Annotated in this window: 16 protein-coding genes and 2 pseudogenes; 16 read left to right on the top strand and 2 right to left on the bottom strand. The window is 63.7% G+C overall.

Features of this window, described 5'->3' with window-relative positions; translation table 11 throughout:
* Positions 1-14 precede the first annotated feature (14 nt).
* Positions 15-1541: pseudogene (acs, locus tag F1C10_RS16185) on the top strand (acetate--CoA ligase); the annotation flags it as partial.
* A gap of 232 nt (positions 1542-1773) precedes the next feature.
* Positions 1774-4521, top strand: a complete 2748-nt coding sequence (gene ppdK, locus F1C10_RS16180) for a pyruvate, phosphate dikinase (RefSeq protein ID WP_185210351.1) — start codon at positions 1774-1776, stop codon at positions 4519-4521.
* A 179-nt stretch (positions 4522-4700) separates the two neighbouring features.
* Here the strand turns inward: ppdK and F1C10_RS16815 are convergent.
* Positions 4701-4883: pseudogene (locus F1C10_RS16815) on the bottom strand (hypothetical protein); the annotation flags it as partial.
* Positions 4884-5156: 273 nt separating this feature from the next.
* Here F1C10_RS16815 and F1C10_RS16170 point away from each other — a divergent pair.
* Both F1C10_RS16170 and pyrE read left to right on the top strand, forming a co-directional pair.
* The gene (locus F1C10_RS16170; RefSeq protein ID WP_185210349.1) at positions 5157-5357 is read left to right on the top strand and encodes a LysR family transcriptional regulator; all 201 of its coding nucleotides are present in this window, start codon (positions 5157-5159) and stop codon (positions 5355-5357) included.
* Between the two features lie 103 nt (positions 5358-5460).
* A complete protein-coding gene (gene pyrE / locus F1C10_RS16165) occupies positions 5461-5979 on the top strand; it encodes an orotate phosphoribosyltransferase (RefSeq protein WP_048575104.1) in 519 nt (172 codons plus the stop codon).
* A 37-nt stretch (positions 5980-6016) separates the two neighbouring features.
* Here pyrE and F1C10_RS16160 read toward each other — a convergent pair whose 3' ends face one another.
* The gene (locus F1C10_RS16160) at positions 6017-8974 is read right to left on the bottom strand and encodes a Tn3 family transposase (RefSeq protein WP_026150043.1); all 2958 of its coding nucleotides are present in this window, start codon (positions 8972-8974) and stop codon (positions 6017-6019) included.
* 103 nt (positions 8975-9077) lie between these two features.
* Between F1C10_RS16160 and F1C10_RS16155 the strand changes: the two genes are divergently transcribed.
* The 12 genes from F1C10_RS16155 to F1C10_RS16100 all read left to right on the top strand — a co-directional run bounded on the left by F1C10_RS16155 (position 9078) and on the right by F1C10_RS16100 (position 23367).
* Positions 9078-9851: a site-specific integrase gene (locus F1C10_RS16155; RefSeq protein WP_258043193.1), complete on the top strand. Its 774-nt coding sequence runs from the start codon at positions 9078-9080 to the stop codon at positions 9849-9851.
* A gap of 78 nt (positions 9852-9929) precedes the next feature.
* Complete coding sequence (locus F1C10_RS16150; protein WP_185210348.1) at positions 9930-10211, top strand: type II toxin-antitoxin system RelB/DinJ family antitoxin; 282 nt, start codon at positions 9930-9932, stop codon at positions 10209-10211.
* Positions 10180-10500 (top strand): type II toxin-antitoxin system YafQ family toxin, encoded by a 321-nt coding sequence (locus tag F1C10_RS16145; protein WP_185210347.1) that lies wholly within the window; start codon positions 10180-10182, stop codon positions 10498-10500. Before F1C10_RS16150 ends, F1C10_RS16145 begins: the two co-directional genes overlap by 32 nt.
* Positions 10501-10638: 138 nt before the next feature.
* Complete coding sequence (locus F1C10_RS16140) at positions 10639-11022, top strand: helix-turn-helix domain-containing protein (protein WP_185210346.1); 384 nt, start codon at positions 10639-10641, stop codon at positions 11020-11022.
* Positions 10958-11272, top strand: a complete 315-nt coding sequence (locus F1C10_RS16890; protein ID WP_185210388.1) for a hypothetical protein — start codon at positions 10958-10960, stop codon at positions 11270-11272. Before F1C10_RS16140 ends, F1C10_RS16890 begins: the two co-directional genes overlap by 65 nt.
* On the top strand, positions 11269-12735 hold the full coding sequence (locus tag F1C10_RS16130; RefSeq protein ID WP_185210345.1) for a Shedu immune nuclease family protein: 1467 nt from the start codon (positions 11269-11271) through the stop codon (positions 12733-12735). The genes F1C10_RS16890 and F1C10_RS16130 overlap by 4 nt, the downstream gene beginning before the upstream one ends.
* A 98-nt stretch (positions 12736-12833) precedes the next feature.
* Entirely contained in the window at positions 12834-14903 is a 2070-nt protein-coding gene (locus F1C10_RS16125) for an ATP-dependent endonuclease (RefSeq protein ID WP_185210344.1), read from the top strand.
* Complete coding sequence (locus F1C10_RS16120; protein WP_185210343.1) at positions 14896-16662, top strand: UvrD-helicase domain-containing protein; 1767 nt, start codon at positions 14896-14898, stop codon at positions 16660-16662. The genes F1C10_RS16125 and F1C10_RS16120 overlap by 8 nt, the downstream gene beginning before the upstream one ends.
* 128 nt (positions 16663-16790) lie before the next feature.
* The gene (locus tag F1C10_RS16115) at positions 16791-17690 is read left to right on the top strand and encodes a type IV toxin-antitoxin system AbiEi family antitoxin (RefSeq protein WP_258043192.1); all 900 of its coding nucleotides are present in this window, start codon (positions 16791-16793) and stop codon (positions 17688-17690) included.
* Positions 17680-18645: a nucleotidyl transferase AbiEii/AbiGii toxin family protein gene (locus tag F1C10_RS16110; protein WP_185210341.1), complete on the top strand. Its 966-nt coding sequence runs from the start codon at positions 17680-17682 to the stop codon at positions 18643-18645. The genes F1C10_RS16115 and F1C10_RS16110 overlap by 11 nt, the downstream gene beginning before the upstream one ends.
* Positions 18642-19895, top strand: a complete 1254-nt coding sequence (locus F1C10_RS16105) for a DNA repair exonuclease (RefSeq protein WP_185210340.1) — start codon at positions 18642-18644, stop codon at positions 19893-19895. Before F1C10_RS16110 ends, F1C10_RS16105 begins: the two co-directional genes overlap by 4 nt.
* Positions 19882-23367, top strand: a complete 3486-nt coding sequence (locus F1C10_RS16100) for a YhaN family protein (RefSeq protein WP_185210339.1) — start codon at positions 19882-19884, stop codon at positions 23365-23367. The genes F1C10_RS16105 and F1C10_RS16100 overlap by 14 nt, the downstream gene beginning before the upstream one ends.
* Positions 23368-23458: the final 91 nt, after the last annotated feature.

The raw sequence follows: 23458 nt of genomic DNA, 5'->3' as shown, positions 1-23458 counted from the left end.
CTCCCCGGGCCTGATTGCCAGAGGCGGCTTTCGCGATCCTGGCTTGCGCGCGCATCGGCGCCGTTCACTCAGTGGTGTTTGGTGGCTTCTCAGCGGATTCGCTTGCGGGGCGTATGGAGGACTGCGGCAGCCGTGTGATCATCACCGCGGACGAGGGCCGGCGGGCGGGTAAGACCATCCCGCTCAAGAACGTAGTGGACTCGGCTGCACGGGCCGTTGGTGGCGTAGAGACGATACTGGTGGTACGCTGCACGGGCGGTGACGTGCTGATGCTCGAAGGTCGGGACGTTTGGTATCACGATGCTGCCGAGCACGTCTCAGCCGAGTGCAGACCCGAACCGATGTGCGCCGAGGATCCACTCTTCATCCTCTATACGAGCGGCTCCACGGGCAAGCCAAAGGGTGTGGTACATACTACGGGGGGCTATCTGCTCTGGGCGGCGCTCACCTTCGCTACGACCTTCGACTACAGACCGACCGAGGTCTTTTGGTGCACCGCAGATGTGGGCTGGGTTACTGGGCACACCTACTTGATCTACGGTCCGCTGGCGAATGCCGCCACATCCTTATTCTTTGAGGGGGTCCCGAACTGGCCGAGCGCGTCGCGGATCTGGCAGGTAGTGGACCGCCATCAGGTTGCAACTCTCTATACGGCCCCCACGGCACTTCGCTCGTTGATGAAGGAGGGTGAGGGGCCAGTTAAAGCTACCTCCCGCCTCAGCCTGCGGATCTTAGGAACTGTCGGCGAGCCGATTAATCCCGAAGCCTGGCGGTGGTACCACGACGTCGTAGGGGACGGGCGCTGCCCGGTCGTTGACACCTGGTGGCAGACTGAAACTGGCGGCCATATGATAACGCCCTTCCCGGACACCGAGACAAAGCCGGGGTCCGCCACATTGCCCTTCTACGGCGTAGAGGCGAAGTTGCTTGATGCGGAAGGAAATGAACTTCACGGCGAGGCTGAAGGAAACCTCGTCATCGCGCGTGCCTGGCCTGGCATGATGCGCGGCGTCTGGGGTGATGATCGCCGGTTCTTCGAAACATATTTCAAGACATTCCCAGGGGTTTACACGACGGGCGACGGCGCGCGTCGGGATGAAAGCGGCTTCTACTGGATCACCGGGCGTGTTGATGACGTAATTAACGTCTCGGGTCACCGTATGGGTACGGCTGAGGTGGAAAGCGCTTTGGTTCTACATGGTGACGTTGCGGAAGCCGCGGTGGTCGGCATGCCGCACGAAGTGAAGGGTCAGGGCATTCACGCTTTCGTCACGCTGAACTCCGGCGTCCATGCCGACGACCACTTACGCCAGGCACTGCGTGAGCACGTGCGGAGCGAGATCGGGCCAATTGCCACGCCTGATGTGATCCAATTCGCCCCTGGCCTACCTAAAACCCGCTCCGGCAAGATCATGCGCCGCATCCTGCGAAAGATTGCTGAAGGCGAACCCGGCGCGATTGGAGATACCTCGACGCTAGCCGACCCTTCAGTGGTGGACGAGTTAATCAATAATTATTCGCTTCAAATGTCTGGGCGCTGAAGATTGGAATTCAGCTGGTGTGCAGCCGAGCTCAGCCGGCATGGCGTATCCGGCATTCGCGTCCCAGAAATTCTAATTGCTGCTTTCCCGTTCTTCACACGAGTTCTGCCGAACTGCCGCGCGTGAGGCGACATGCCGTAAAGCGGATCCATCGCTTATAGTGTACGTAGCGAATAGCTTGGATGTTGTCGGGGACGAGCTCATTGACGGTATGTAACTTGTAAGGGAAGACATGGCTGACTCACTCAACCCGACGTTCCGGTCTGACACCGGGCCCGCGGCGACCCCGCGCTACGTCTATCGCTTTGGCGGCGGCGTTTCGGACGGCGGTGATACAGGCCATGGCGGCGACAAGAACCTGCTGGGCGGCAAGGGCGCGAACCTGGATGGCATGGCCTCGATCGGGCTGCCCGTGCCCCCCGGTTTCACGATCTCGACCGCGATGTGCACGCGCTACTACGAGGAGGGACAGGCTTTCCCGGACAGCCTGCGGGCGGAGGTCGCAAAGGGCATCGCGCATATCGAGGGCATCACCGGCAAGGCGTTCGGCGACGTCGCCAATCCGCTGCTCGTCTCGGTGCGATCGGGTGCGCGCGTGTCGATGCCGGGCATGATGGATACCGTGCTCAACCTCGGCCTCAACGATGCCACCGTCGAGGGGCTGGCCCGGGTCTCGGGCGATCAGCGGTTCGCGTGGGACAGCTATCGCCGCTTTGTCCAGATGTACGCCGATGTCGTGCTCGAGCTGGATCACGGCGCGTTCGAGGAAGCGCTGGAGATCGCCAAGGAGGACAAGGGCGCCCAGCTCGACACCGACTTGTCCGCAGACGATCTGAAGGCGCTCGTCGCCACCTACAAGCGGCTCGTGCAGGAAGAATGGGGCAGGCCCTTTCCGCAGGACGTGCACGATCAGCTCTGGGGTGCGGTCGGCGCGGTGTTCGGATCGTGGCAGTCGGAGCGTGCCAAGGTCTATCGCCGGCTGAACGACATCCCCGCCAATTGGGGCACCGCGGTCAACGTCCAGGCGATGGTGTTCGGCAACATGGGCGATACGTCGGCCACCGGCGTCGCCTTCACGCGCGATCCGGCGAAGGGCGACCGCGCTTATTACGGCGAGTTCCTGATCAACGCGCAGGGCGAGGACGTCGTCGCCGGCATCCGCACGCCGCAATATCTGACGAAGGTCGCGCGCGAGACGGCGGGTGCCAAGGCCGCGTCGATGGAAGAGGCGATGCCGGAGGTCTACGGCCAGCTCGCCAAGGTATTCGATCTGCTGGAGACGCATTATCGCGACATGCAGGACATCGAATTCACCGTCGAGCGCGGCCAGCTGTGGATGCTGCAGACGCGATCGGGCAAGCGCACCGCCAAGGCCGCGCTCAAGATCGCGGTCGATATGGCGGAAGAGGGGCTCATCTCCCAGGAGGAGGCGGTCGCGCGCGTCGATCCGTCGGCGCTCGACCAGCTTCTCCACCCGACCCTCGATCCGGCGGCACCGCGCGACGTGCTCACCAAGGGCCTGCCCGCCTCACCCGGTGCGGCGTCAGGCGCGGCGGTGTTCGATGCCGAAACCGCGCAGGCCTGGGCGGAGCGCGGCGAGGCGGTGATCCTGGTACGAGTCGAGACGAGCCCGGAGGACATCCATGGCATGCACGCCGCGCGCGGTATCCTCACCGCCCGTGGCGGCATGACCAGCCACGCCGCCGTGGTCGCGCGCGGCATGGGGCGGCCCTGTGTCTCGGGCGCCGGCGCGCTCACCATCGATGCGCGTCAGCGCCGGATGCGGATCGGCACGCGCGAGATCGACGAGGGCGAGACGATCACGATCGACGGTGCCACCGGCGAGGTGATGGCGGGCGAGGTCGCGACCGTGCAGCCCGAGCTCTCGGGCGATTTCGGCACGCTGATGGTGTGGGCCGACAAGGTCCGCCGTCTGCGCGTGCGGACCAACGCCGAAACGCCCGCCGATTGCCGCGTCGCGCGCGATTTCGGCGCGGAGGGGATCGGGCTGTGCCGCACCGAGCACATGTTCTTCGATGCCGCGCGCATCACCGCGGTCCGCCAGATGATCCTGGCGGAGGACGAGCGTGGCCGCCGCGTCGCGCTCGATCGGCTGCTGCCCGAACAGCGCGCCGATTTTGCCGAGATCTTCACGATCATGGCGGGGCTGCCTTGCACGATCCGGTTGCTCGATCCGCCGCTCCACGAGTTCCTGCCGCACGAGGAGGAGGAGTTCGCCGAGGTTGCCAGAGCCGCAGGCGTTGGTGTCGAGACGCTCAAACGCCGCGCGGCCGAGCTCCACGAGTTCAACCCGATGCTCGGCCATCGCGGGTGCCGGCTGGGGGTCACCTACCCCGAGATCTACGAGATGCAGGCGCGTGCGATCTTCGAGGCGGCGGTCGATGTCGCGGAGAAGACGGGCGCCGCGCCGATCCCCGAGGTGATGGTGCCGCTGGTCGGCACGCGCCGGGAGCTGGAGCTGATGAAGGTCGTGATCGACCAGGCGGCGGAAGCGGTGTTCGCCGAAAAGGGCCGCCGCATCGACTATCTCGTCGGCACGATGATCGAGCTGCCGCGCGCCGCACTCCGCGCCGCCGATATCGCGCACGACGCGGCGTTCTTCTCGTTCGGCACCAACGATCTGACGCAGACCACATTGGGCGTCAGCCGCGACGATGCCGCGCGGTTCCTTGGCGTCTATGTCGACCAGGGGATCTACGCCAAGGATCCGTTCGTCAGCCTGGACGTGGAGGGCGTCGGCGAGCTGATCCGGATCGCGGCCGAGCGGGGCCGGTCGACGCGCGCCGACATCAAGCTCGGCATCTGCGGCGAACATGGCGGCGACCCTGCCAGCATCGCGTTCTGCGAGGAGGTCGCCCTCGATTACGTCTCCGCGTCCCCGTATCGAATTCCGGCGGCAAGGCTAGCTGCAGCTCAAGCTTCGCTGGTCCGAGCGGCGCAAAGGAGTATCAGCACCTAGTATGCGCAAAGACAGGTTAACGGATTGCTTGCCCTTTGAGGCTTCCTGTAATGCAGTGCTATAAAGATGCACTTGGCAGCACAGGTTGCTAAATAAGAAAACGTCACAGTCAAGTCTTCGCGGTCCGACAATTAAGTCCGCAAGCGCCACCAGCTTCTCAGGCATGCCGACCAGCCGCACCACCTCATCGATGATCAGCTTTCCGATGAAGAGCGTCACGATCGGCAGCAGCGCCCGCACCAGCCGAAGCAGGAGCGTGGCGACGTGAGCATGCGGCTCGTCCTCCACACCATCACCACGAACGGGGGCGGATTGCGGAGTGCGCCGAACCGTTCGCGAACCGAGGTGCGCTTAGGCGGCAGCCCTCCGCCGGGCGAAGGACCTCCGAACGTGCGCGCGCCCTCGATTTATTGGCGTGGCATGGCGTGTTCCTGTTCCCGTCCCGGGTTTGTCGTCCGGGAGCTGAGGATCGGGGGCCAGCATAGACGTAGTTACCCGCGGGCTGGCGGCATGGATATGTTTCCTGTTGGCGGCGCCGGCCCAGCGCCAAAGTCGTCCGGTGATGGCATCACAGCCGATCGGTGCTAGCGTGCGCCGGGCGCGGTCCTGATCCTGCAACCGCGCATGGAGCAAGCGTGGCAGACAAGTACGAGGACCTTCGGACGTACGTCGCGGTGATCGACAACGGGGGGATCAACGCGGCCGCCGCGGCACTGGACATCGCGAAGTCAGCTGTCAGCCGGAGGCTCGGTCAGCTGGAGGAGCGCCTCGGCGCGACACTCATCATTCGAACGACGCGCAGCTTCGAGCCCACAGCAGCGGGACGGCGCTACTAGGGGTCACCACACGAAAGTGAGTTTTACGTACGCTAGGCGAGAACAGAAAACGAACGGCAAAAAGTGATGGGAAGCGGCCGTTTGCTTATGGCAAGACGTACGCATGATCGACCCGACCCTAGCCGCCGACATCAACGCTGCCTCTGCCTTGGAAGGAACGTTCCGGCTGCGGTCTGGACAGCTATCATCTACATATTTCGACAAATACCGATTTGAAGCTCGGCCTGATCTTCTGAGCAGGGTGGCCGCGGAGATGATCCCATTGATCCCCGCCAACGCAGAAATCCTTGCCGGACTGGAACTTGGGGGTGTGCCGATAGCAACGGCGTTGTCGCTTGCCACAGGAATGCCCGCCGCGTTCGTTCGGAAAGCACCGAAGGACTACGGCACTTGCCTAGCGGTCGAAGGGGGCGACGTTTCAGGCAAGCGCGTGGTGCTCATTGAGGATGTTATCACGACTGGCGGTGCGGTCGCGGACGCTACCCGGCTCGTAACAGAGGCTGGGGCAACGGTCATAGGTGTAGTCTGTGCGATCTGGCGTGGTGATGGACTTCCCAGGATTGCAGCGTTGCCCGATCTTCCTGTCTCGGCTGCCATGACGATGGATGACCTGCTCGCCTGAATGGGCGCGGGTCGGCAATTCCCATCCCCGGATCATATCACGCGGCAAGAAGTGATGGTGAAATGCGAAGCTGCCTCAGCTGATGCGGTGCCGGCCGATCGTCCCGCTCCCAGCTATAGTCGCCGGTGAGCGCGATATGCTCCCAACCCAGCGGCGCGATATGGCGGGCAATGTCGTCCGACGTGTTCATGTCCGCCAATGCCTGTTCGAGATAGCGGGTGTTCCACAGGATGATCGCGGCGACCAGCAGGTTGAGACCGGAGGCGCGATAGGACTGGTTTTCGAACCGACGGTCGCGCAGCTCGCCGAGCTGGTTGAAGAACAATGCGCGGGCGAGCGCGTTGCGCGCCTCGCCCTTATTCAGCCCGGCCTGGGTTCGCCTGCGCAGATTGATATCCTGCAACCAGTCGAGCATGAAGATCGAGCGTTCGAGCCGCCCGACTTCGCGTAATGCCAGTGCCAGGCCGTTCTGGCGCGGATAGGCGCACAGCTTGCGCAGCATCGCCGAGGCGGTGACGGTCCCGGTCCGGATCGAGGTGGCAAGCCGCAGCAGTTCGTCCCAATGCGCAGCTGCATGGTCGTACGCGATCGGATCGCCGACCATGCCGGCGAGCAACGGCCCCGCCTCCTGCCCGGGCAGGAGATGCAGGCGGCGCTCTTTGATATCGCGTAGGCGGGGCGCGAAGCGGTAGCCGAAGAACGGCATCAGCCCGAACACATGGTCGGACGCGCCGCCCGTATCGGTATAATGCTCTTCGATCGATAGCCCGGTCTGGTGGTACAGCAAGCCATCGAGGACATAGGGTGCTTCGCCTGCGGTCGCGGCGATCACGCGCGAGCCGAAAGGGTCATACTGGTCCGATATATGGGTGTAGAATGACACGCCGGGTTCGTTGCCGTTGCGCGCGTTGATATCGCCGATCGCGGCACCGCGCCCGCCGGCATGAAATTGCTGCCCGTCGCTCGATGAACTGACGCCGGTGCCCCATAATCCAGCGAGCGGCATTGCGCGATGAGCGTCGATCAAGCGCCCCAGCGCCTCGCCATAGGCAGCCTCGCTGATGTGCCAGTCATGCAGATGGGCGAGCTGGCGCAGGCTCGCGCCCCGGCAGCTGTCCGCCATGCGGGTCAGGCCGAGATTGATGCCATCGGCGAGGATCACGGTCAGCAGCGCGTTGCGATCGTCGGCAGGACGGCCCGAGCGCCGGTGTGTGAAACAGTCGCCGAAGCCGGTCCACGCATCGACATCGAGCAGGATGTCCGTGATTTTCACGCGAGGGAGACGATCATAGGCGGTGCGACGCGCGACCTCTGCGGCGGGTGGCGTGATCGCCTTCAGCGGCGAGATCATCAGACCATTTTCATCGAGGCGGACCTGGGGCAGTTCACCTTGCCTGGCCAGTACCGTCACCCGTTCGATCGCGCGGTCCAGGCGCTCACGGCGCTCCCCAATATGTTGATCGAATCCGGACTCGATCGCGAGCGGGAGCGGCCCCTTCTCGCGCAACGCTGCAAAGGTGGCTGGCGGAATGAGATAGCTGTCGAAGTCTCGAAATTGCCGACTGCCTGCCACCCAGATATCGCCGGCCCGCAACCGGTCGCGAAGCTGGGACAGCGCGCAGAGTTCATAGGCTGCGCGATCGACGACGCCGTCGCGGATCACGAAGGGTCGCCAGCCTGCCGACACGAAGCGTAGCGGCACCTTGTCGGGCAGGCGTCGTTTGCCGGTATGGTAGAGATCAGCGATGATGGCGAGCGCATCGAGGATGCCCTGGACCGGTCCGGCACCGCGAAAAGCGAACGCCCGCAGGAATTGACCGGCGAACAGCTTCACCGTGCGATGCCGCTCGATCAGTTCGGCCGTGCGGTCGATCGTCTCGGGGCGGACGAGGACTTCCGCTTGGGCGACAGCGGAGCCGAACCGTTCCCAGTCGAAGGGGCCGATACGCGCAAGGGAGTCGATACCCTTGGCGTGCGCGTCGATCAGCACGCGGCAGCTATTTGTTAGCGTGCGCAAATGCCCCTGCATCTCGCGCACGGTCCTGATCGCCTTGTCGCGCGTCCGGTTTTCTGCGCGGCGCACCATGCTGCCAAGCAGCTTGTCGAACATGGTGAGCGCGGCGTCAGTCAGGCTTTCCTCGAGCCGGATGGCTGCGGTCGCGAGCGTCGCGTGGCGGCGCATGGCCGCCAGCTCGCCGAGATGTTGCGGCGTGATCCGCACTGCCTCGTCGGCCAGTCGATCGAAGGTTGCCGACGGTATCATGGTGGCGCGCGCCGGGTCGAGGTCGAGCGTGCGGACATGATCGAGCCGTTCAAGCAACCGCAGGATGCTGCGCGGCGCCGGCGATTGCGGGGCATTGCGCAGCCAGGCCAGCCATGTTGTCCCCTGATCCGATCGCCGGGTCAGCAAGGCGTCCAGCGCCGTCAGCTTTTCCGGCTCGATGCCGTTGGTCAGGATTGCATGGGTGAGTTGTTCGGCCTGTTGGCGCGCGTGTCTGACGATCGCCTCGATGACAGCCGATGGTGGCAGTAGCACCCGCCGTCGGCGCAACTCGTCGATCACGGTGCCAGCGAGCAGGAGAGGCTGGGCGGCAGTCTGCGCGACCGGCATCGCGAACGCCACGATCGCGCGAAAGTGGTTCCGGTCGAAAGCGGTATAGCCGAGCCGCTGCATGAGATCGGCGAGATGTGCGCGCCGGGTTTCATCGCGACGGGCGTAATCGTCGAACGCCGTTGTCGGCACGTCGATCTGATCGGCGACAAAGGCGAGGATGGCACCGGGCGGCCTCTCTCCCGCCTCCAACACTCGGCCTGGCCAACGCATGTAGAGCAGCAGCAGTGCGAACCCGAGCCGGCTCGACGCTCCCCGGCGTTCGCCGACAAGATCGAGATCCTCACGGCTGAGGGTGAAGTAACGGGCGATTTCCCGTTCTTCGGTCGGCGGATCGTAATGCGGGGCGAGCGCCTCGCGTGTCAGCAACCGCCGCCTTGCCATGTGCCACGACCTTTCTCGCTCTGTCCGTCAGACGGTCCTCTGGCGGCCAGCATGAAATCGCCATGGCATCGATCCGCTGCCGGCGAGCCCCGACGCCGTCGCCGTGTTCGCCAGCGCCGACGCCGATGCCGGCACCAACCCGCGCACCATCGGCAAGCGGATCTCGGCGATCGCCTATTACCACCGCCAGGCCGGCCATGCGCCGCCCAACACGGTTCCGGGGTCGGGCCGGTTGCTCGAGGTGCTCGCCGGTATCCGCGCGACCCACGGCAAGCCCAAGGTCCGCAAGCGCGCCGCCGACGCCGCGGCGCTGCGCCACATGCTCGATACGATCCAAGGCGATGGCCTGCGCGCGGTCCGCGACCGCGCGCTCCTGGCGATCGGCATGTCGGCCGCGCTGCGGCGGTCCGAACTGGTCGCCTTCGACGTGCCCGATGTCGCGCTCGTCGACAAAGGTATTGAGCTCCTGATCGCGAAATCGAAGACCGACCAGACCCGCGAGGGCGTCATCGTCGCGATCCCGGAGGGCAAGCGCATCCGGCCCAAAGCGTTGCTGCTCGCCTGGATGGCGGCCGCCGGCCATGCCGAGGGCCCGCTGTTCCGGCGGCTGTCACGCGGCGACCAGCTCACCGCCGATCGCATGTCCGACCGCGCCATCGCACGCCTGGTCCAGCGCTGCGCCGCGGCCGCCGGCTATGATCCGGCGCACTATGCCGGCCACTCGCTGCGGGCCGGGTTCCTCACCGAGGCGGCCGCCAACCGGGCGAGCATCTTCAAGATGCAGGACGTCAGCCGCCACAAATCGGTGCAGGTGCTCTCGGAATATGTCCGTAGCGCCGAGCTGTTCGACGATCACGCCGGCGCGCAATTTCTGTAGCGCACCTGGCCCGATGCCTGCTTGTAATTGTTGCTCAGTTGAGCTACATCCGAATAGAGATTTGACGAGGAGTCACACATGACTGCGACCGCTTTCGTGCGCGCGCGCATCGACGAAGCCGTGAGGGATGAAGCCGCCGCCGTGCTGGCTGAGTTGGGACTTACCGTGTCCGACGTCGTACGCATGACTCTCACGCGCGTCGCCCGAGATCATGCAGTGCCGTTCGAGCTTAAGGTGCCGAACGCTGAAACGCGTGCAGCCATCGAGGAATCGCGCGCCTTGATGAAGGCGCGCCGCGCCCGTTTCACCGATGCCCAGGACGTTTTTGATGCCCTCGACCAAGACGCCCGCCAGCAGTAAGCGAGCTTCCCTTCCCCGAGAGGCCGCCTATACCAAAAGCTTCGTGAAAGATTGGGACAGGCTCTCGCGTTCTGGCCGTTACAATATGCACCAGCTCAAAGAGGCGATGCTTCTCTTGATCGCCAATGATGCGCCGCTTGGACCGGAGTGGTTGGACCACGCTCTGAAAGGGGAATGGGCGGACCACCGCGAATGCCATATCGGCGGCGACTTCCTACTGATCTACATGATCGAGGGAAATAGAATCAACTTCACGCGGGCCGGGTCACACTCCGAATTGTTCGCGTGATCCAATAGGCCGTGCGATATGCAGCGACTGTCGTTGGGCAGCCACAGTGGAAGCGCGTTAGCAGCAATTGAGCGTTGACAGGGCCGACAAGCGTTTCGACGAACATTTAGCAGCTCTTGCGGGCAAGTGAGGCCGACCATGGCGAATGAATATAAAACCGTTCCCATCGATGATGTTTTCAACAGCATGGCGCCGGAGCGGCAGGCACGCGTCAAGGCGCGCGCGCACGCCCTGATCGCTGAAGAGCTGACCCTGCGCGATCTTCGCAAAGCGCGAAACCTCACGCAGAAGGCGATCGCACGTAAGTTGAAGATGGGTCAGGACGGCGTGTCTCGCGTCGAGCAGCGCACCGACATGCACCTATCCACCCTCCGTGGTTACATCGAAGCGATGGGCGGGCATCTCAATCTGGTCGCCGAGTTTCCCGATCGTCCGCCTGTCTCTATCAAGGAGATTGGTGATCTGGAAGCGGAACCCGAAGCGCCACGACGTCGCCGAACCAAGGCTGAAGCCCACGCTTGACAAGCAACGCCCCGCGCGCGCGGATGAGGACGATCCTGTCCGGCGCCTTCGCTATCAGGCCGCCGTCCACGTGGGATCGATCTATGCCGGCCACTCGTTGCGGGCGGGGTTCCTGACCGAAGCGACCAACAATCGGGCCAGCATCTTCAAGATGCAGGATGTCAGCCAACATAAGTCCATGCAGGCGCTCTCGGAATATGTCCGCAGAGCCGAGCTGTTCGACGATCACGCCGGTGCGCAATTCCTATGAGACGTCCTATCCGACCGACGGCCGAGAAGCTCGAGATCGAGCGCGCTGCGGTCACCGACGACTTCCTCCAAATCTACGCCGTGGCGCACCGGACGGAGGACGCCCTCGGGCTTGAGCTGACCCGGAGTGCCGGACATTTCATGCTGCAGGTCATCCTCTCCGAAAAGGCCATTGCCCGCGCCGTTACGGCCAATCCCGAGTTCGTCGCGCCGGATGCAGGGATCGTCCTCGCAAAGTACGACATGGACCATGACCGGCTGACCACCTTTCCGATGACGCTCGCGAGCGACAGTCGATATTTCCTCAAGCCGAAATATCGGAAGATCCGGTCCATCACGTTTGAAGGTCACGGGAACATCTTCGGCGGCGACGGGAACGTCTCGCTGGAGTTCGAGGAGCTGCCGCTTGGCTGTGTCCGCCAACCCTATGCAGGCTTCGGCCTCAATCACGAATATCGCTTCATCGTCCATGCGCTAGAACGGGTAGAAGGCGTCACGGATCTCACCCTGTGCGAGGATTTCGAAACCACACAGGGAGAAGCCACGCTCCGCCTCCCCTACGACACCTTCGATCGATGGCGCCGGGCTATCCGCCGGAGCCACAACACGGCGGTCTCGTTCGGAAATCAGTCAAAGCAGGCCTATCTTCGCGGCCAAGTGGAGCGAGAGCTCGGCATTGCGGGCAACCGGTCCGAGCCGCAGGATCTCGACGCGCTCGCGACATCGCTCGCCAGCTCTCTCGGCCAAACCGGTCGCCGGCGCTCCTTGGGTGCGGCCGCAGCTGCGCTGAAGACCGTTAAGGCATCTGCTCGGGAACTCGCGGAGGCCGATCCGGTCGATCTGCTCGACCTGAGCCGAGAGATCGAGCTGATTACGCTTGAGGATCTGATCGCGCGCCTGTCGCTTCGCATCGACGAAAATCACGCCGAGGCGTTCTGGCAGAAGTTTTTCCTCGCCAATCCGTTCGTGCTGCGGCTCGCATTCGGGCTCCCGGTGATATTGTTCAGGGATCAGGTAGCGGTCGGAGGCACGAAGTTTGATGGATCCGGCGGGAAGATCGCGGATTTCGTGATGAAAGCGGGCCTTTACGGCAACCTTGCCATCATCGAAATCAAGACGCCGCAAACCGATCTGGTTGAAGCGCGCGCCTATCGGGATGAGGTCCATGCGCCCACCAGACATCTGTCGGGAGCCGTCACCCAGGTCGCCGACCAGCGATACAAGCTGCAGATGGATATCAAACAGAAAAAAGTCGATTCCCGGCAGTTCGACGTTTTTACCTACGGGATCACGTGCGTAGTGATTGCGGGCCGCGATCCTGGTGACGAAGCCAAAAGGAAGTCTTTCGAAGTCTTCCGGAGTAGCCTGAAGGATGTGACCGTCATCACCTTTGACGAACTGCTGGTGAAGCTGCAGTCACTGCATCAGTTCCTCACCGGGGGGGGCGGACCCGCGGATGATTGAATCGAGCCTACTGGCTACAAGCGAACGGATCAGAATGAGGTTGTGGGCCGAGCGACAATGGCCTCAACGTGCATGGGGTGGATGAGGGGCGGAAATGCATGCGAATTAAGCACGTGGAGATCGAGAATTTCCGGCTTCTGCGGAACGTCGCGGTCGGGCTGGAGGAGCGGACCACGCTCATCGTCGGACGCAACAATAGCGGCAAGACCTCGATCGCCGAGCTGTTCCGCCGACTTCTTTCCGAGAGGACGCTGACATTCAGGCTCGAGGATTTTTCGCTCGGCTGCCATGAATGTTTTTGGACCGCGTTTGAGGCCCATCGCGCCGGCGCTGCCGACGTCCGCGGTCACCTGCCATCGATCACCGTCACGCTCGATATCGCTTATGATGTCGACGCCCCCGACCTCGGACCGCTCAGCGACTGTATCATCGATCTCAATCCCGATTGTACAGACGCGCGGCTGGTCCTCACCTTTGGTCCACGCCCGACGGCTACCGAGGGGTTGTTCGATGGGATCGTCGCGCCCGGCGAAGATGCGGCAGCAGACCGCGTCACGCTGTTTCGCGCACTCGGTAGCCGTCTGCCGGCCGCCTATGCGACTTCGCTCGAAGCGGTCGATCCCAACGATCCGACCAACCGTAAGGCGCTCGAGCCGAAGACGCTCACCGCGCTGATCCACGGCGGCTTTATCAACGCACAGCGGGGGCTCGACGACGACACCCACCGCGAGCGCGACGTGCTCGGCAAGGTCGTCGAAGTCCTCTTTCAATCGGCTCTGGTAGATCCGCTGGATCCCGAAAAGCGCTCGACGGCTGAGCAGCTCCAGGCGGCGGTAGAGCAAATTCAGGGCGACCTTCATGCCGGCTTCAACGCGAAGCTGACCTCGCTGCTGCCCACCTTCGACCTGTTTGGTTATCCGGGACTGGCCGATCCCGGGCTCGTTACCGAAACCAGCTTTGACGTCGACAAGCTCTTGAACGACCATACCAAGGTCCGTTATGTCGGCGTGAACGGCGTCACCCTGCCCGAGACCTATAATGGCCTCGGCGTCCGCAATCTCGTTTACATGCTCCTCCAGCTGTTGCGCTTCTTTCGCGAATATCAGGCAAGCCCGGCGGCGGCTGGCGTCCACCTGATCTTCATCGAGGAACCGGAGGCCCATCTGCATCCCCAGATGCAGGAGGTGTTCATTCGGCAGCTCGATCAGATCACGAACGCTTTCGTGGCGCAGCTCAACGAGAACCGGCCCTGGCCGGTGCAGTTCGTGGTGACGACCCATTCGCCACATATGGCGAACGAGGCCCGTTTTGAGTCCATGCGATACTTCCTGTCGATAGCGGACGGCGATGGTCTGCGACGGTCGATGGTCAAAGACCTGCGTCAGGGCATGGGCAACGCGCCTGCGGCCGATCGCGAATTTCTGCACCAATATCTGACCCTGACGCGGTGTGACCTGTTTTTCGCTGACAAGGCCGTGCTCATCGAGGGAACGTCGGAGCGCCTTCTGCTCCCCGCGATGATCCGGAAGACGGATGCGGCTGCCGCCGGAGAGCCCCAGCTCGGCAGCCAGTATCTGACGGTGATGGAAGTCGGCGGCGCCTATGCGCACCGCTTCTTCGACCTGCTCACCTTCCTCGAGTTGCGCACGCTGATCATCACCGACATCGATGCCGTGAAGCCCAACGAGAAGGGAAAGCGCGTGGCCGTCCCCGTCGCCGATGGCGCGTTCACCAGCAACGGCTGCATCAAGGCTTGGTTTGGTAATGCCGTGTCGCCGCCCGAATTGCTGGCGAAGACGTCGACCGACAAGATGGTTGGCAATCGCCGGCTCGCGTTTCAGATCCCCGAAGCGGATGGCGGGCCGTGCGCACGCAGCTTCGAGGACGCCTTCATCCTCGCCAATCCCGATCGCTTCGCGCTTGGCGAAGGCGATCCGGCCACGCTCGCCTATGAGCATGCGGCCGATCAGAAGAAGTCGACGTTCGCTCTCGCTCATGCGATCGAGCACACCGACTGGAATGTGCCCCGATATATTGCCGAGGGTTTGCGCTGGCTCGCGCAAGGCAACCCGGCGCCGATCGTGCCGCCGGCGGCCGTTGCGGTCGAGATCGTCGCCGGGGCTGGAGGCATCGCCGTGAATGTTGCCGAGGTCGACGACCATGGCTGACGGACCAGAAAGCCCCGCCGATGCGGCCGGCCGCGTCGCGCTGGAACGCATGTTCGCCTGCCTCGACGAGAACCGGAGCTTTCGCCTGGAAGCGGGCGCCGGCGCGGGTAAGACGTATTCGCTCGAGAAGGCGCTGCGCCGGCTGATCGACCGGCGCGGCGTCGAGCTCTTGCGTCGGCGTCAGCAGGTAGGATGCATTACCTTTACCAATGTCGCCAAGGACGAGATCATTTCTCGTATCCAGGCACATCCCGCAGTTCGCCCGGAAACGGTACATGGCTTCTGCTGGTCGGTCCTGCAGGATTTCCAGACGACGCTGCGGGCGCTTGTGCCCGGCCTTCCCGAATGGCCGGAGCGCCTTGAACCCCTCGGCGGCATTGGCACCCGGCGGGTCCATTACGAGCTGGGGTTTCCCGGTGTCAGCGATCAACAGGTCACGCTTCGGCACGAGGACGTGCTGGCGCTGATGATCCAAGCCCTCGCACTGCCGAAGTTTCGCAAGGTGCTGACCGCGCGCTATCCAATCCTGCTGATCGACGAATATCAGGATACGGACGCCGGTTTTGTCGATGCGCTCAAGGGCTGGTTCCTCGATCTCGGGGAAGGCTCCTTGATCGGGCTGTTCGGCGATCATTGGCAGAAGATCTATGGCGAGGGCTGTGGGTTGGTCGAGCACGCCGCATTGGAGGTGATCGACAAGAACGCGAACTTTCGATCGGTCGATGCGATCGTCCAGATGCTGAATCGCATGCGCCCTGCCCTGCCGCAGATGGTGAGCGATCCTGATGCGCTGGGGGAAGCGCGCGTCTTTCATACCAATGGCTGGCCGGGCGTCCGGCGCACAGGCCAGGGCGGTGGTCATTGGACCGGCGACACCAGCCCCGAAGCCGCCCGGGCCTATTTCCAGCACATCAAGACGCGGCTTGTCGACGAAGGCTGGGATTTTGCCATCGAGAAGACCAAGATCCTGATGCTCAGCCACAGCGTGCTTGCACGCGAGCAGGGCTATGCCAGCATCCCGCCCATCTACGGCCAGTTCAACGATCCCTGGCTGAAGAAGGATGATCCGCATATCAAATTCCTGACCGATCAGCTTGAGCCCGCCTGCGCGGCCTTTGCGAACCAGCGTTATGGCGAGATGTTCGAATGTTTCGGAGCAGGCATGCCGCGCATTCGACGGCATCAGGACAAGGTCGCGTGGGCGGAGGCGATGCAGGCGCTGATCGCGCTTCGCCTTTCCGGCTCGATCGGCGAGGTGATCGACTTCATCGCCGAGCAACCGCACATGCGGCTCCCCGAGGCGGTCGAGGATCGTGAGCAGCGACTGGCGGACGTGGGGCCGGAACCCGTAGAGGGAGAGTCGCGCCGCGTTACCCAGCTGCGCAAGCTACGCGCCGTTCCTTACACTGAGCTCATCGCCCTCGACCGCTTCATCGATGGGCACACGCCGTTTGCGACCAAGCATGGCGTGAAAGGTGCCGAGTTCGAGAATGTGCTCGTGATCGTCGGCCGCGGCTGGAACAAGTATAATTTCGCGCAGATGCTGGAGTGGATCGATGCCGGCCCGCCTGCCGACAAGACGGCCTTCTTCGAGAGCAACCGTAATCTCTTCTATGTCGCCTGCTCGCGTCCCAAGGTGCGCCTGGCGCTTCTCTTCACCCAGATCCTCAGCGCCAATGCCATGGCCAAGCTGACGGCCTGGTTCGGCGCAGCGAATATTGTCGCGCTGCCGGCCGCGCCCGAAATACCGCAGGGATGAGGGTGGCTTGCCACGGCAGTCCCAGCGCCGCCGTGTGGCAGCAGGACAAGCACCTTCGGCCTCCAGTTTATCAAACGTGGGTTTTGTTCACTGATCATGAACTTTATGCGCGCTCTCTAAACTCGGTCTTGCTGCCGGTTTACAAATATGCCAAAAAGTTCAGCGTGAATGAACAAAGAAAGACCTCTCTAAACCGGCTTCTTTCCCAGCTCGATCCCGGTCAGCTGGTGGATAGCGCCTGGCTCCAGGATCAGGGCGTCTCGCGACCCTCGATCCATGCCTATGTCCGGAACGGCTGGCTCGAGCGGGTCGCGCCGCGTGTCTATCGCCGTTCGACCGGCTCGGATTCCTCCACCCAGCGCTGGGACGCTGCGATCCTGTCCGCGCAGGAGCTGCGTCCTTCGACCTTCTATGTCGGCGGGCCGACCGCGCTCGATCTCCTGGGCCGCAGCCACTATCTGCGCCTCGGCGGTCATCCGGCAATCTATCTCTACGATCCCGATCGCACCGCGCCGGCTTGGCTGATGAAACTGCCGCTCGATGCGGCCCTGACGCTGCGTACCCGCTCGCTCTTTGCCGACACCCTTCTGGGGCTGGAATGGCGACGCTTCGAACTTGGCACCGGGCGCCTCGGTGCGGCGGTCGCTGAACCGACCAAGACGAACCCGTGGGACCATTTCCTCCGCGTCGCCGGCGAAGAACGTGCGGCGATCGAGATGCTCGACGAGGTTCCCGCCAATGTCGGCTTCGACCATGCCGACGATATCTTCCAGGGCCTGTCCAATCTGCGGCCCCGTATCGTCACCCGCCTGCTCGAGACATGCCGAAGCGTGCGGGCGAAGCGGCTCTTCCTCTTCTACGCCGACCGCCACACGCATGCTTGGGTCAAGCATGTCGATCGCACGCAAGTCGATCTCGGCAAGGGCAAACGACAGCTGGCGCCGGGCGGCCGGCTCGACGCTCGCTACCAGATCACCATACCCGTCTCGCTCTCCGCCAGAGTTGACCAGGCGAGCGATGACGGCTGAGCGTTATCTGGACCAGGTTGCGCTTCTGCTGCGCACGATTCCGGAAATCGCCTCCGAACCCGATTTCGCCCTGAAGGGCGGAACTGCGATCAACCTGTTCGTGCGCGACCTGCCACGCCTCTCGGTCGATATCGATCTCGTTTACTTGCCCGTGGCCGAGCGGGAGGCGTCGCTCAATGCCGTCCGCGATGGCCTGGAGCGCATCGCACAACGCCTCGAATCCCGGCTCGGCTTCAAGGTCGAGCGGCATCTCCTTGTCGATGGGAAGCGCCTGCTGGTGCATTCGGGCGGCACCGCCATAAAGGTGGAGGTCTCGCCCGTGCTGCGCGGCACGGTCTTCCCGCCCGAGATACGCCCGGTCAGCCCGAGCGTGGAGGAGCGCTTCGGCTTTGCCGAAATGCAGGTCGTGTCGCTGCCCGATCTCTATGCCGGAAAGATGGCGGCAGCACTAGACCGCCAGCATCCGCGCGACCTGTTCGATATCCACCACCTGCTCACGCAGGAGGGGATCGATGACGATCTGTTTCGCGCATTTCTGATCTATCTCGTCAGCCACCCGCGCCCGACGCATGAGCTCCTCTGTCCGCATCGCCTCGACATCGCGGGCCAGTATAATGACGAGTTCTTGGGAATGACGGTCGAGGTCGAAGCGCTCGACACGTTGCTCGCCGCACGCGAGACCCTTGTCGGCATGGTCCAGCAACGTGCCGGGACCACGGACGGTCGTCGCTTCCTGACCAGCTTTCTCACGCTCGATCCCGACTGGTCCGCGATCGGCCTCAGCGACCAGATAGCCGACCTGCCCGCGTTACGCTGGAAGCTGCTCAATCTGCAGCGCCTGAGCGACGAGAATCCCGAGAAGTTCGCGGCACAAATTCACTTGCTGGAGCACTGTCTGGATCACCCAACCGGGATCGGCGACACCCGTGTCCAAGGGGAGGCAACTGCGCCATGACGTTCACATTCCTACACGCGGCCGACCTCCATCTCGACAGCCCGCTCCTCGGTTTGGCCACCAAGTCGGCCGATTACGCCGCGCGCGTCGACCGCGCCTCGCGCGACGCGTTCGAGAACCTCATTGCGCTTGCGATCGACGAAGGCTGCAGCTTCATTGTACTCGCAGGCGACATCTTTGACGGCGACCTGCGCAATTTTGAGACCGGACTCTTCTTCATCGACCAGATGCGGCGCCTCGAGCAAGCCGGAATCCAGGTGTTCATGATCCTCGGCAATCATGATGCCGAAAATCGCTTCGCTGCCAAGCTCTCCATGTCGGCCAATGTCCATGTCTTCGACAGCAAATGCGCTGAGGCGATTGCCATCGAAGCGTTGCAGGTGACGGTGCATGGTCGCAGCTTCCCGCAGCGTGACGTGACCGAGAATATCGCCCGAGATTATCCGGCCGCGGTTCCTGGCCACTTCAATATCGGCGTGCTGCATACCGCCTGCCAGGGCAGCGAGAGCTATCACGCGCCCTATGCGCCGTGCACGGTCGAGCAGCTCGTCAATCATGGCTATGACTATTGGGCGTTGGGCCATGTCCACGGCCGCGCGGTGCTGAACACCGATCCGCACATCGTCTATCCCGGCAATCTGCAGGGACGCAGCCCGCGGGAAACGGGACCCAAGGGCGCAACCATCGTCACAGTGAGCGATGGTCAGGTTACTCAAGTCGAACATCGCGATCTCGATGTCGTCCGCTGGTTTGTCCTTACGGTGGAGGCAGCCGAAACCGAAAATCGCACCGCGCTGCTCGACCAGATCCGTGTGGCGATTGAGACCGTCCGCGCCGAAGCGGGTGATCGCGCGCTTGCGGTTCGCTTGCGGCTAGTCGGCGAGACGACCCAGCATCGCGGCCTCCTGCTCGATCCGCAATCGCTGCGCGACGATATTGCGGCGCTCCTCGCGACGCTGACCAGCGATATCTGGCTGGAGAAGCTGGTGATTGCGACAACCCCGCCTGCTCAGCCAAACTCGCTCGATCCGACCGTCTCGGGCCGGCTTGCGGCCGAGATCGGCGCGGATACCGACGAGATCTTGAACGACTTGGTCGAGGCGCGGCTTGCCGAGGTCCGAGCCAAGATGCCGGCAGGCGCACATGCCGAGGCGTTCTTCGAAGCCCTGCGCAGCGAAGCGCCGGCGCGCGCGCGCGCGCTCGCACTCTCCCTGATCGACGAGACGGAGGCCGGCGATGCGGCTCGCTGAACTTACCCTCGAGCGGTACGGCGCCTTTGCCGAGCGCAGTCTCGTCATTCCTTCGACCGCGGGGCTCACGATCATCTACGGCCCCAATGAAGCCGGCAAGAGCACTTGCCTGTCCGCGCTGAGCGACTTCCTGTTCGGCATTCCGGAACGGACGCCGCATGCCACCTTGTTCGGCTATGATGGCATGCGCGTCGGCGCGACATTGGTCGATGCGAGCGGCACCGAAATGACGTTACGCAGGCGGCGCGGTCGTGGCCGCACGTTGACCGACAAGGCGGGCGGATCCCTTGAGGACTCGATCCTCACCCACCTGCTTGGCGCTACGACGCGCGAGCGGTTTGCCACGCTCTTCGGCCTCAATCATGAGACGTTGCGCTCCGGCGGATCGCGTCTGCTCGCTGCCGATGGCGATATCGGCCGCTTGATTGTCGAGGCCGGCGGCGGGCTGCGATCGCTGATGGCGCGGCTGGATGCTCTCGACTCCGAAGCGGACAAGCTGTTCGCGCCGCGGCGATCTGGCGATCGGGCCTTTTATAAAGCGCTCGACGCGTTCGATGCCGCCGACCGCGACGTGAAGCACCACACCGTCACGCGCGATGCCTATGAGCAAAGCCGCAAGGCTGCGGACGCCGCGATGTCCAAGCTCAGCCAGGCGCGAACCGAGAAGCAAGCCGTCAGCGCCGAAATCTCCGGTCTGGAGCGGCTGGTCCGTGCCGTGCCGCATATGCTCGCCCTCGATCGGTTGACAGCGGCCTTGAGCGACTATGCAGATCTCGACGCCCTGCCGACAGACTTTCATCGCCAGGTGGACGAGGCGATGCAGAAGCGTGACGCAGCAGCAGCAGCACTCGCCGACGGACGGACGAAACGGGACCGGCTCGTTCAGCGGCTCGACGCACTGGTGGTGTCAGAGCCGTTTATCGAGGCGGAGGCCCGGGTCCGCGATCTCGCCGAGCAAGCCATTCACGTCCGCAAGGCTCGCACGGACCGAACAAACCGGCTCAAGGATATCGAGACGGCCGAGGCCGGGCTCGCGACACTTCGCCGCATGCTGCACCTGCCGGCCGATGCCGATCTGACCGCGCGATTACCGAGCCAGGCTGCACTGGATCATGTGCAGCAGTTGGCAACCGACGCTATCGAGCGTGGCGCTGCCATGGTGGCTGCGCGCGAACGCACGGCCGATCTAGCCGACCGGTTCGAGATACTGCAACATCGCCTCGATGCCGCCGTCGCGGCGGGCTACGAAAAGCCAGTGACGTTCAGCGCAGCCCAATTTGCGAGCCTCGCCGCACAGGCGGCCACGGCAGTCGCGGTGCAGCGTCAAGCCGACCAGGCTCTGACCACGGCGACCGCCACGATCACCGCCCTTGGCTTTCCGACGCTCGGCGACCTCGTCGCTTTCGTCTGTCCGTCCGCCGATGCCATTCGCGCCGAGCAATTGGCAAGCAGCGAACTCGAAACCGCCTTGGCGAGCCAGGTCGAACAAAAGGTCGATGCCGAGAAAAAGGCCAAGGTCGCGAGCGAGACAATTACGCAGCTCGAGGCAGCCGGCCCGGTCGCTTCAGACGTGGCGTTGGCCGAGGCCCGGGGTGCTCGCGCCAGCGCGTGGTCCCCACTGCGCCATGCCTATCTCGATGCCGACATCCCTGCGGATGCGACGGTCCGGCGAACAGGCATCGACGCGTATGAAAGCCACGTCCGGGGCGCCGACGATCTCGCTGATCGACGGGCAGCCGAGGCGCAACATGCCGCAAATCTTGCCCTCGCCCGTCAACAGCTCGCCAGCGGCACGATTGCGATCGACGGATGCAGCACGCTGATCGCCGATATCGGCGCACGACTTGACCGTCGTTCCACCGCCTTCGCGCAGGCCTTTCCCGACGCGACCGCACGCTTTCCACAGCTTGCAGGCCTCCTGGATTTTGTCGAACGGCGTGGACTGGCGCTCGACGCGCTCGACGCCGCCCGCGCCCTCGTCAGCGACGCCGATCGTCAGGCAACTGATCTCGAGCCGCTTCGTACCTTGTTCGAAAGCGCGCAGGTCGTGATGAAGGTTAAGCATTCGGAAGGTCAGGCGTTCGCGGCCGAAGTGCAAACGCTGTGCGCCGCCCTCAGCCAGCATGAGGCCGAACATGCCGACTATCGGCGCGACCTGCGCGATACCGAGGCGCTGCGGCCAACCGCAAAGCGGGCCGACCAGGTTCTTGCCGACCTGGTGACAGCCCAACAAACCTGGCAGCAGCAGTGGAGCGCCGCACTCGGCGGTCTAGGCCTCGATACCGATCTCGCGCCGGAGCGTGCGGGCGCACTGATTAGTGAATGGTCGGGCGCCCGGGCGACGCTCGGCACGATCGCGCAAACCCGCACCCGTCTTACCCGAATGGATGACGACGAAGCGACGCTGAAGGCTACCGTTGTCGCTTTGGGTACAAGCCTCGACCTTTCGCTGCCTGCCGATCCGCTAGCGGCAACCGACCAGATAGCGGCGCGGTGGCAAGAACAGGACGCGACGCGGCTGCAGCGCGTGGCGCTCGCGCCCAATGTCGAGGACGCCAAGGCCGAATGCGTTGCGCTGGAGACGGTCGATGGCGAAGCACGCACCGCGATGGCAGCGCTTGCCATCAGCGCAGGCGTCGCGGTCGAAGGCGACGCCTTGCCTGACGTCGGGGTGCGTTGCGCCGCCCGGGCGCGCCTCCTGGACGAGAAGGCGCAAGTGGAGCGGTCGATTGCCGATGTGAGCGACGGCCTCGGCATCCCCGCGCTGCGTGACCAATGGGCCGGGCGCGATCTCGATGCACTGCGTGGCGCCCTGACCGTTGCCCAGCAGCGGTCAGATCAGCTGGAAGCCGACGTGGAGACCGCCATCCTTGCCCAAAAGGCGGCGCAGGACGCTCTCGACACATATGCGGCTGAATCGGGGGTAAATCAGGCCATCGCGGAGCGCGAGAGCGCAGCCGCGCGGATGCAGGCCGCAGTCGAGCGCTATGTCGAACTCACCGTCGCGCGCGCGCTGATCACCAAGGCAATCGACCGGGTCCGCAGCGAGCAGCAGGATCCGCTCGTCAGTCGCGCAGGCGAACTCTTCGCTTCCACCACGCGCGGCGAGTTCTCGGCGATCGACACCGATATCGACGACAAGGGCCTGCCCGTCGTGGTCGGACGTCGCCAGTCCGGCGCTGCGGTGCCGGTTGCCGCCATGAGCGACGGAACACGGGATCAGCTGTTCCTCGCGTTCCGGCTGGCAAGTCTTGAGAATTATTCGGCCTCGACCGAGCCGCTGCCATTCGTTGCCGACGACATCCTGGTGCATTTCGATGATGAGCGCAGCGCGGCCACGCTCGATCTCCTCGCGCGCTTCGCCGAGACCAATCAGGTCCTGCTGTTTACGCATCATAAGAACGTGCGCGACGATGCCCGTCGACTTGAAGCGCAAGGATCGGCAACGATCGTGGAGATCGAGCGACTTTGAGACTGCCGTGATCCTGTCGGGCAGTCGAACGGCACTGATAGCCCATTCGATCCGATTTCAGCCGATGATTTGTTGCGGTCCCGTGCCGTTC

The organism is Sphingomonas sp. NBWT7, assembly GCF_014217605.1.
GTDB lineage: Bacteria > Pseudomonadota > Alphaproteobacteria > Sphingomonadales > Sphingomonadaceae > Sphingomonas.
This window is presented reverse-complemented; position numbering and strand designations above follow the sequence as displayed.

Bases quoted from the DNA above. Each gene is read 5' to 3' on its own strand.
- ppdK (WP_185210351.1), top strand. From the start codon at position 1,774: ATGGCTGACTCACTCAACCCGACGTTCCGGTCTGACACCGGGCCCGCG.
- pyrE (WP_048575104.1), top strand. From the start codon at position 5,461: ATGATCGACCCGACCCTAGCCGCCGACATCAACGCTGCCTCTGCCTTG.
- F1C10_RS16160 (WP_026150043.1), bottom strand. From the start codon at position 8,974: ATGGCAAGGCGGCGGTTGCTGACACGCGAGGCGCTCGCCCCGCATTAC.
- F1C10_RS16150 (WP_185210348.1), top strand. From the start codon at position 9,930: ATGACTGCGACCGCTTTCGTGCGCGCGCGCATCGACGAAGCCGTGAGG.
- F1C10_RS16145 (WP_185210347.1), top strand. From the start codon at position 10,180: ATGCCCTCGACCAAGACGCCCGCCAGCAGTAAGCGAGCTTCCCTTCCC.
- F1C10_RS16140 (WP_185210346.1), top strand. From the start codon at position 10,639: ATGGCGAATGAATATAAAACCGTTCCCATCGATGATGTTTTCAACAGC.
- F1C10_RS16130 (WP_185210345.1), top strand. From the start codon at position 11,269: ATGAGACGTCCTATCCGACCGACGGCCGAGAAGCTCGAGATCGAGCGC.
- F1C10_RS16125 (WP_185210344.1), top strand. From the start codon at position 12,834: ATGCGAATTAAGCACGTGGAGATCGAGAATTTCCGGCTTCTGCGGAAC.
- F1C10_RS16120 (WP_185210343.1), top strand. From the start codon at position 14,896: ATGGCTGACGGACCAGAAAGCCCCGCCGATGCGGCCGGCCGCGTCGCG.
- F1C10_RS16110 (WP_185210341.1), top strand. From the start codon at position 17,680: ATGACGGCTGAGCGTTATCTGGACCAGGTTGCGCTTCTGCTGCGCACG.
- F1C10_RS16105 (WP_185210340.1), top strand. From the start codon at position 18,642: ATGACGTTCACATTCCTACACGCGGCCGACCTCCATCTCGACAGCCCG.
- F1C10_RS16100 (WP_185210339.1), top strand. From the start codon at position 19,882: ATGCGGCTCGCTGAACTTACCCTCGAGCGGTACGGCGCCTTTGCCGAG.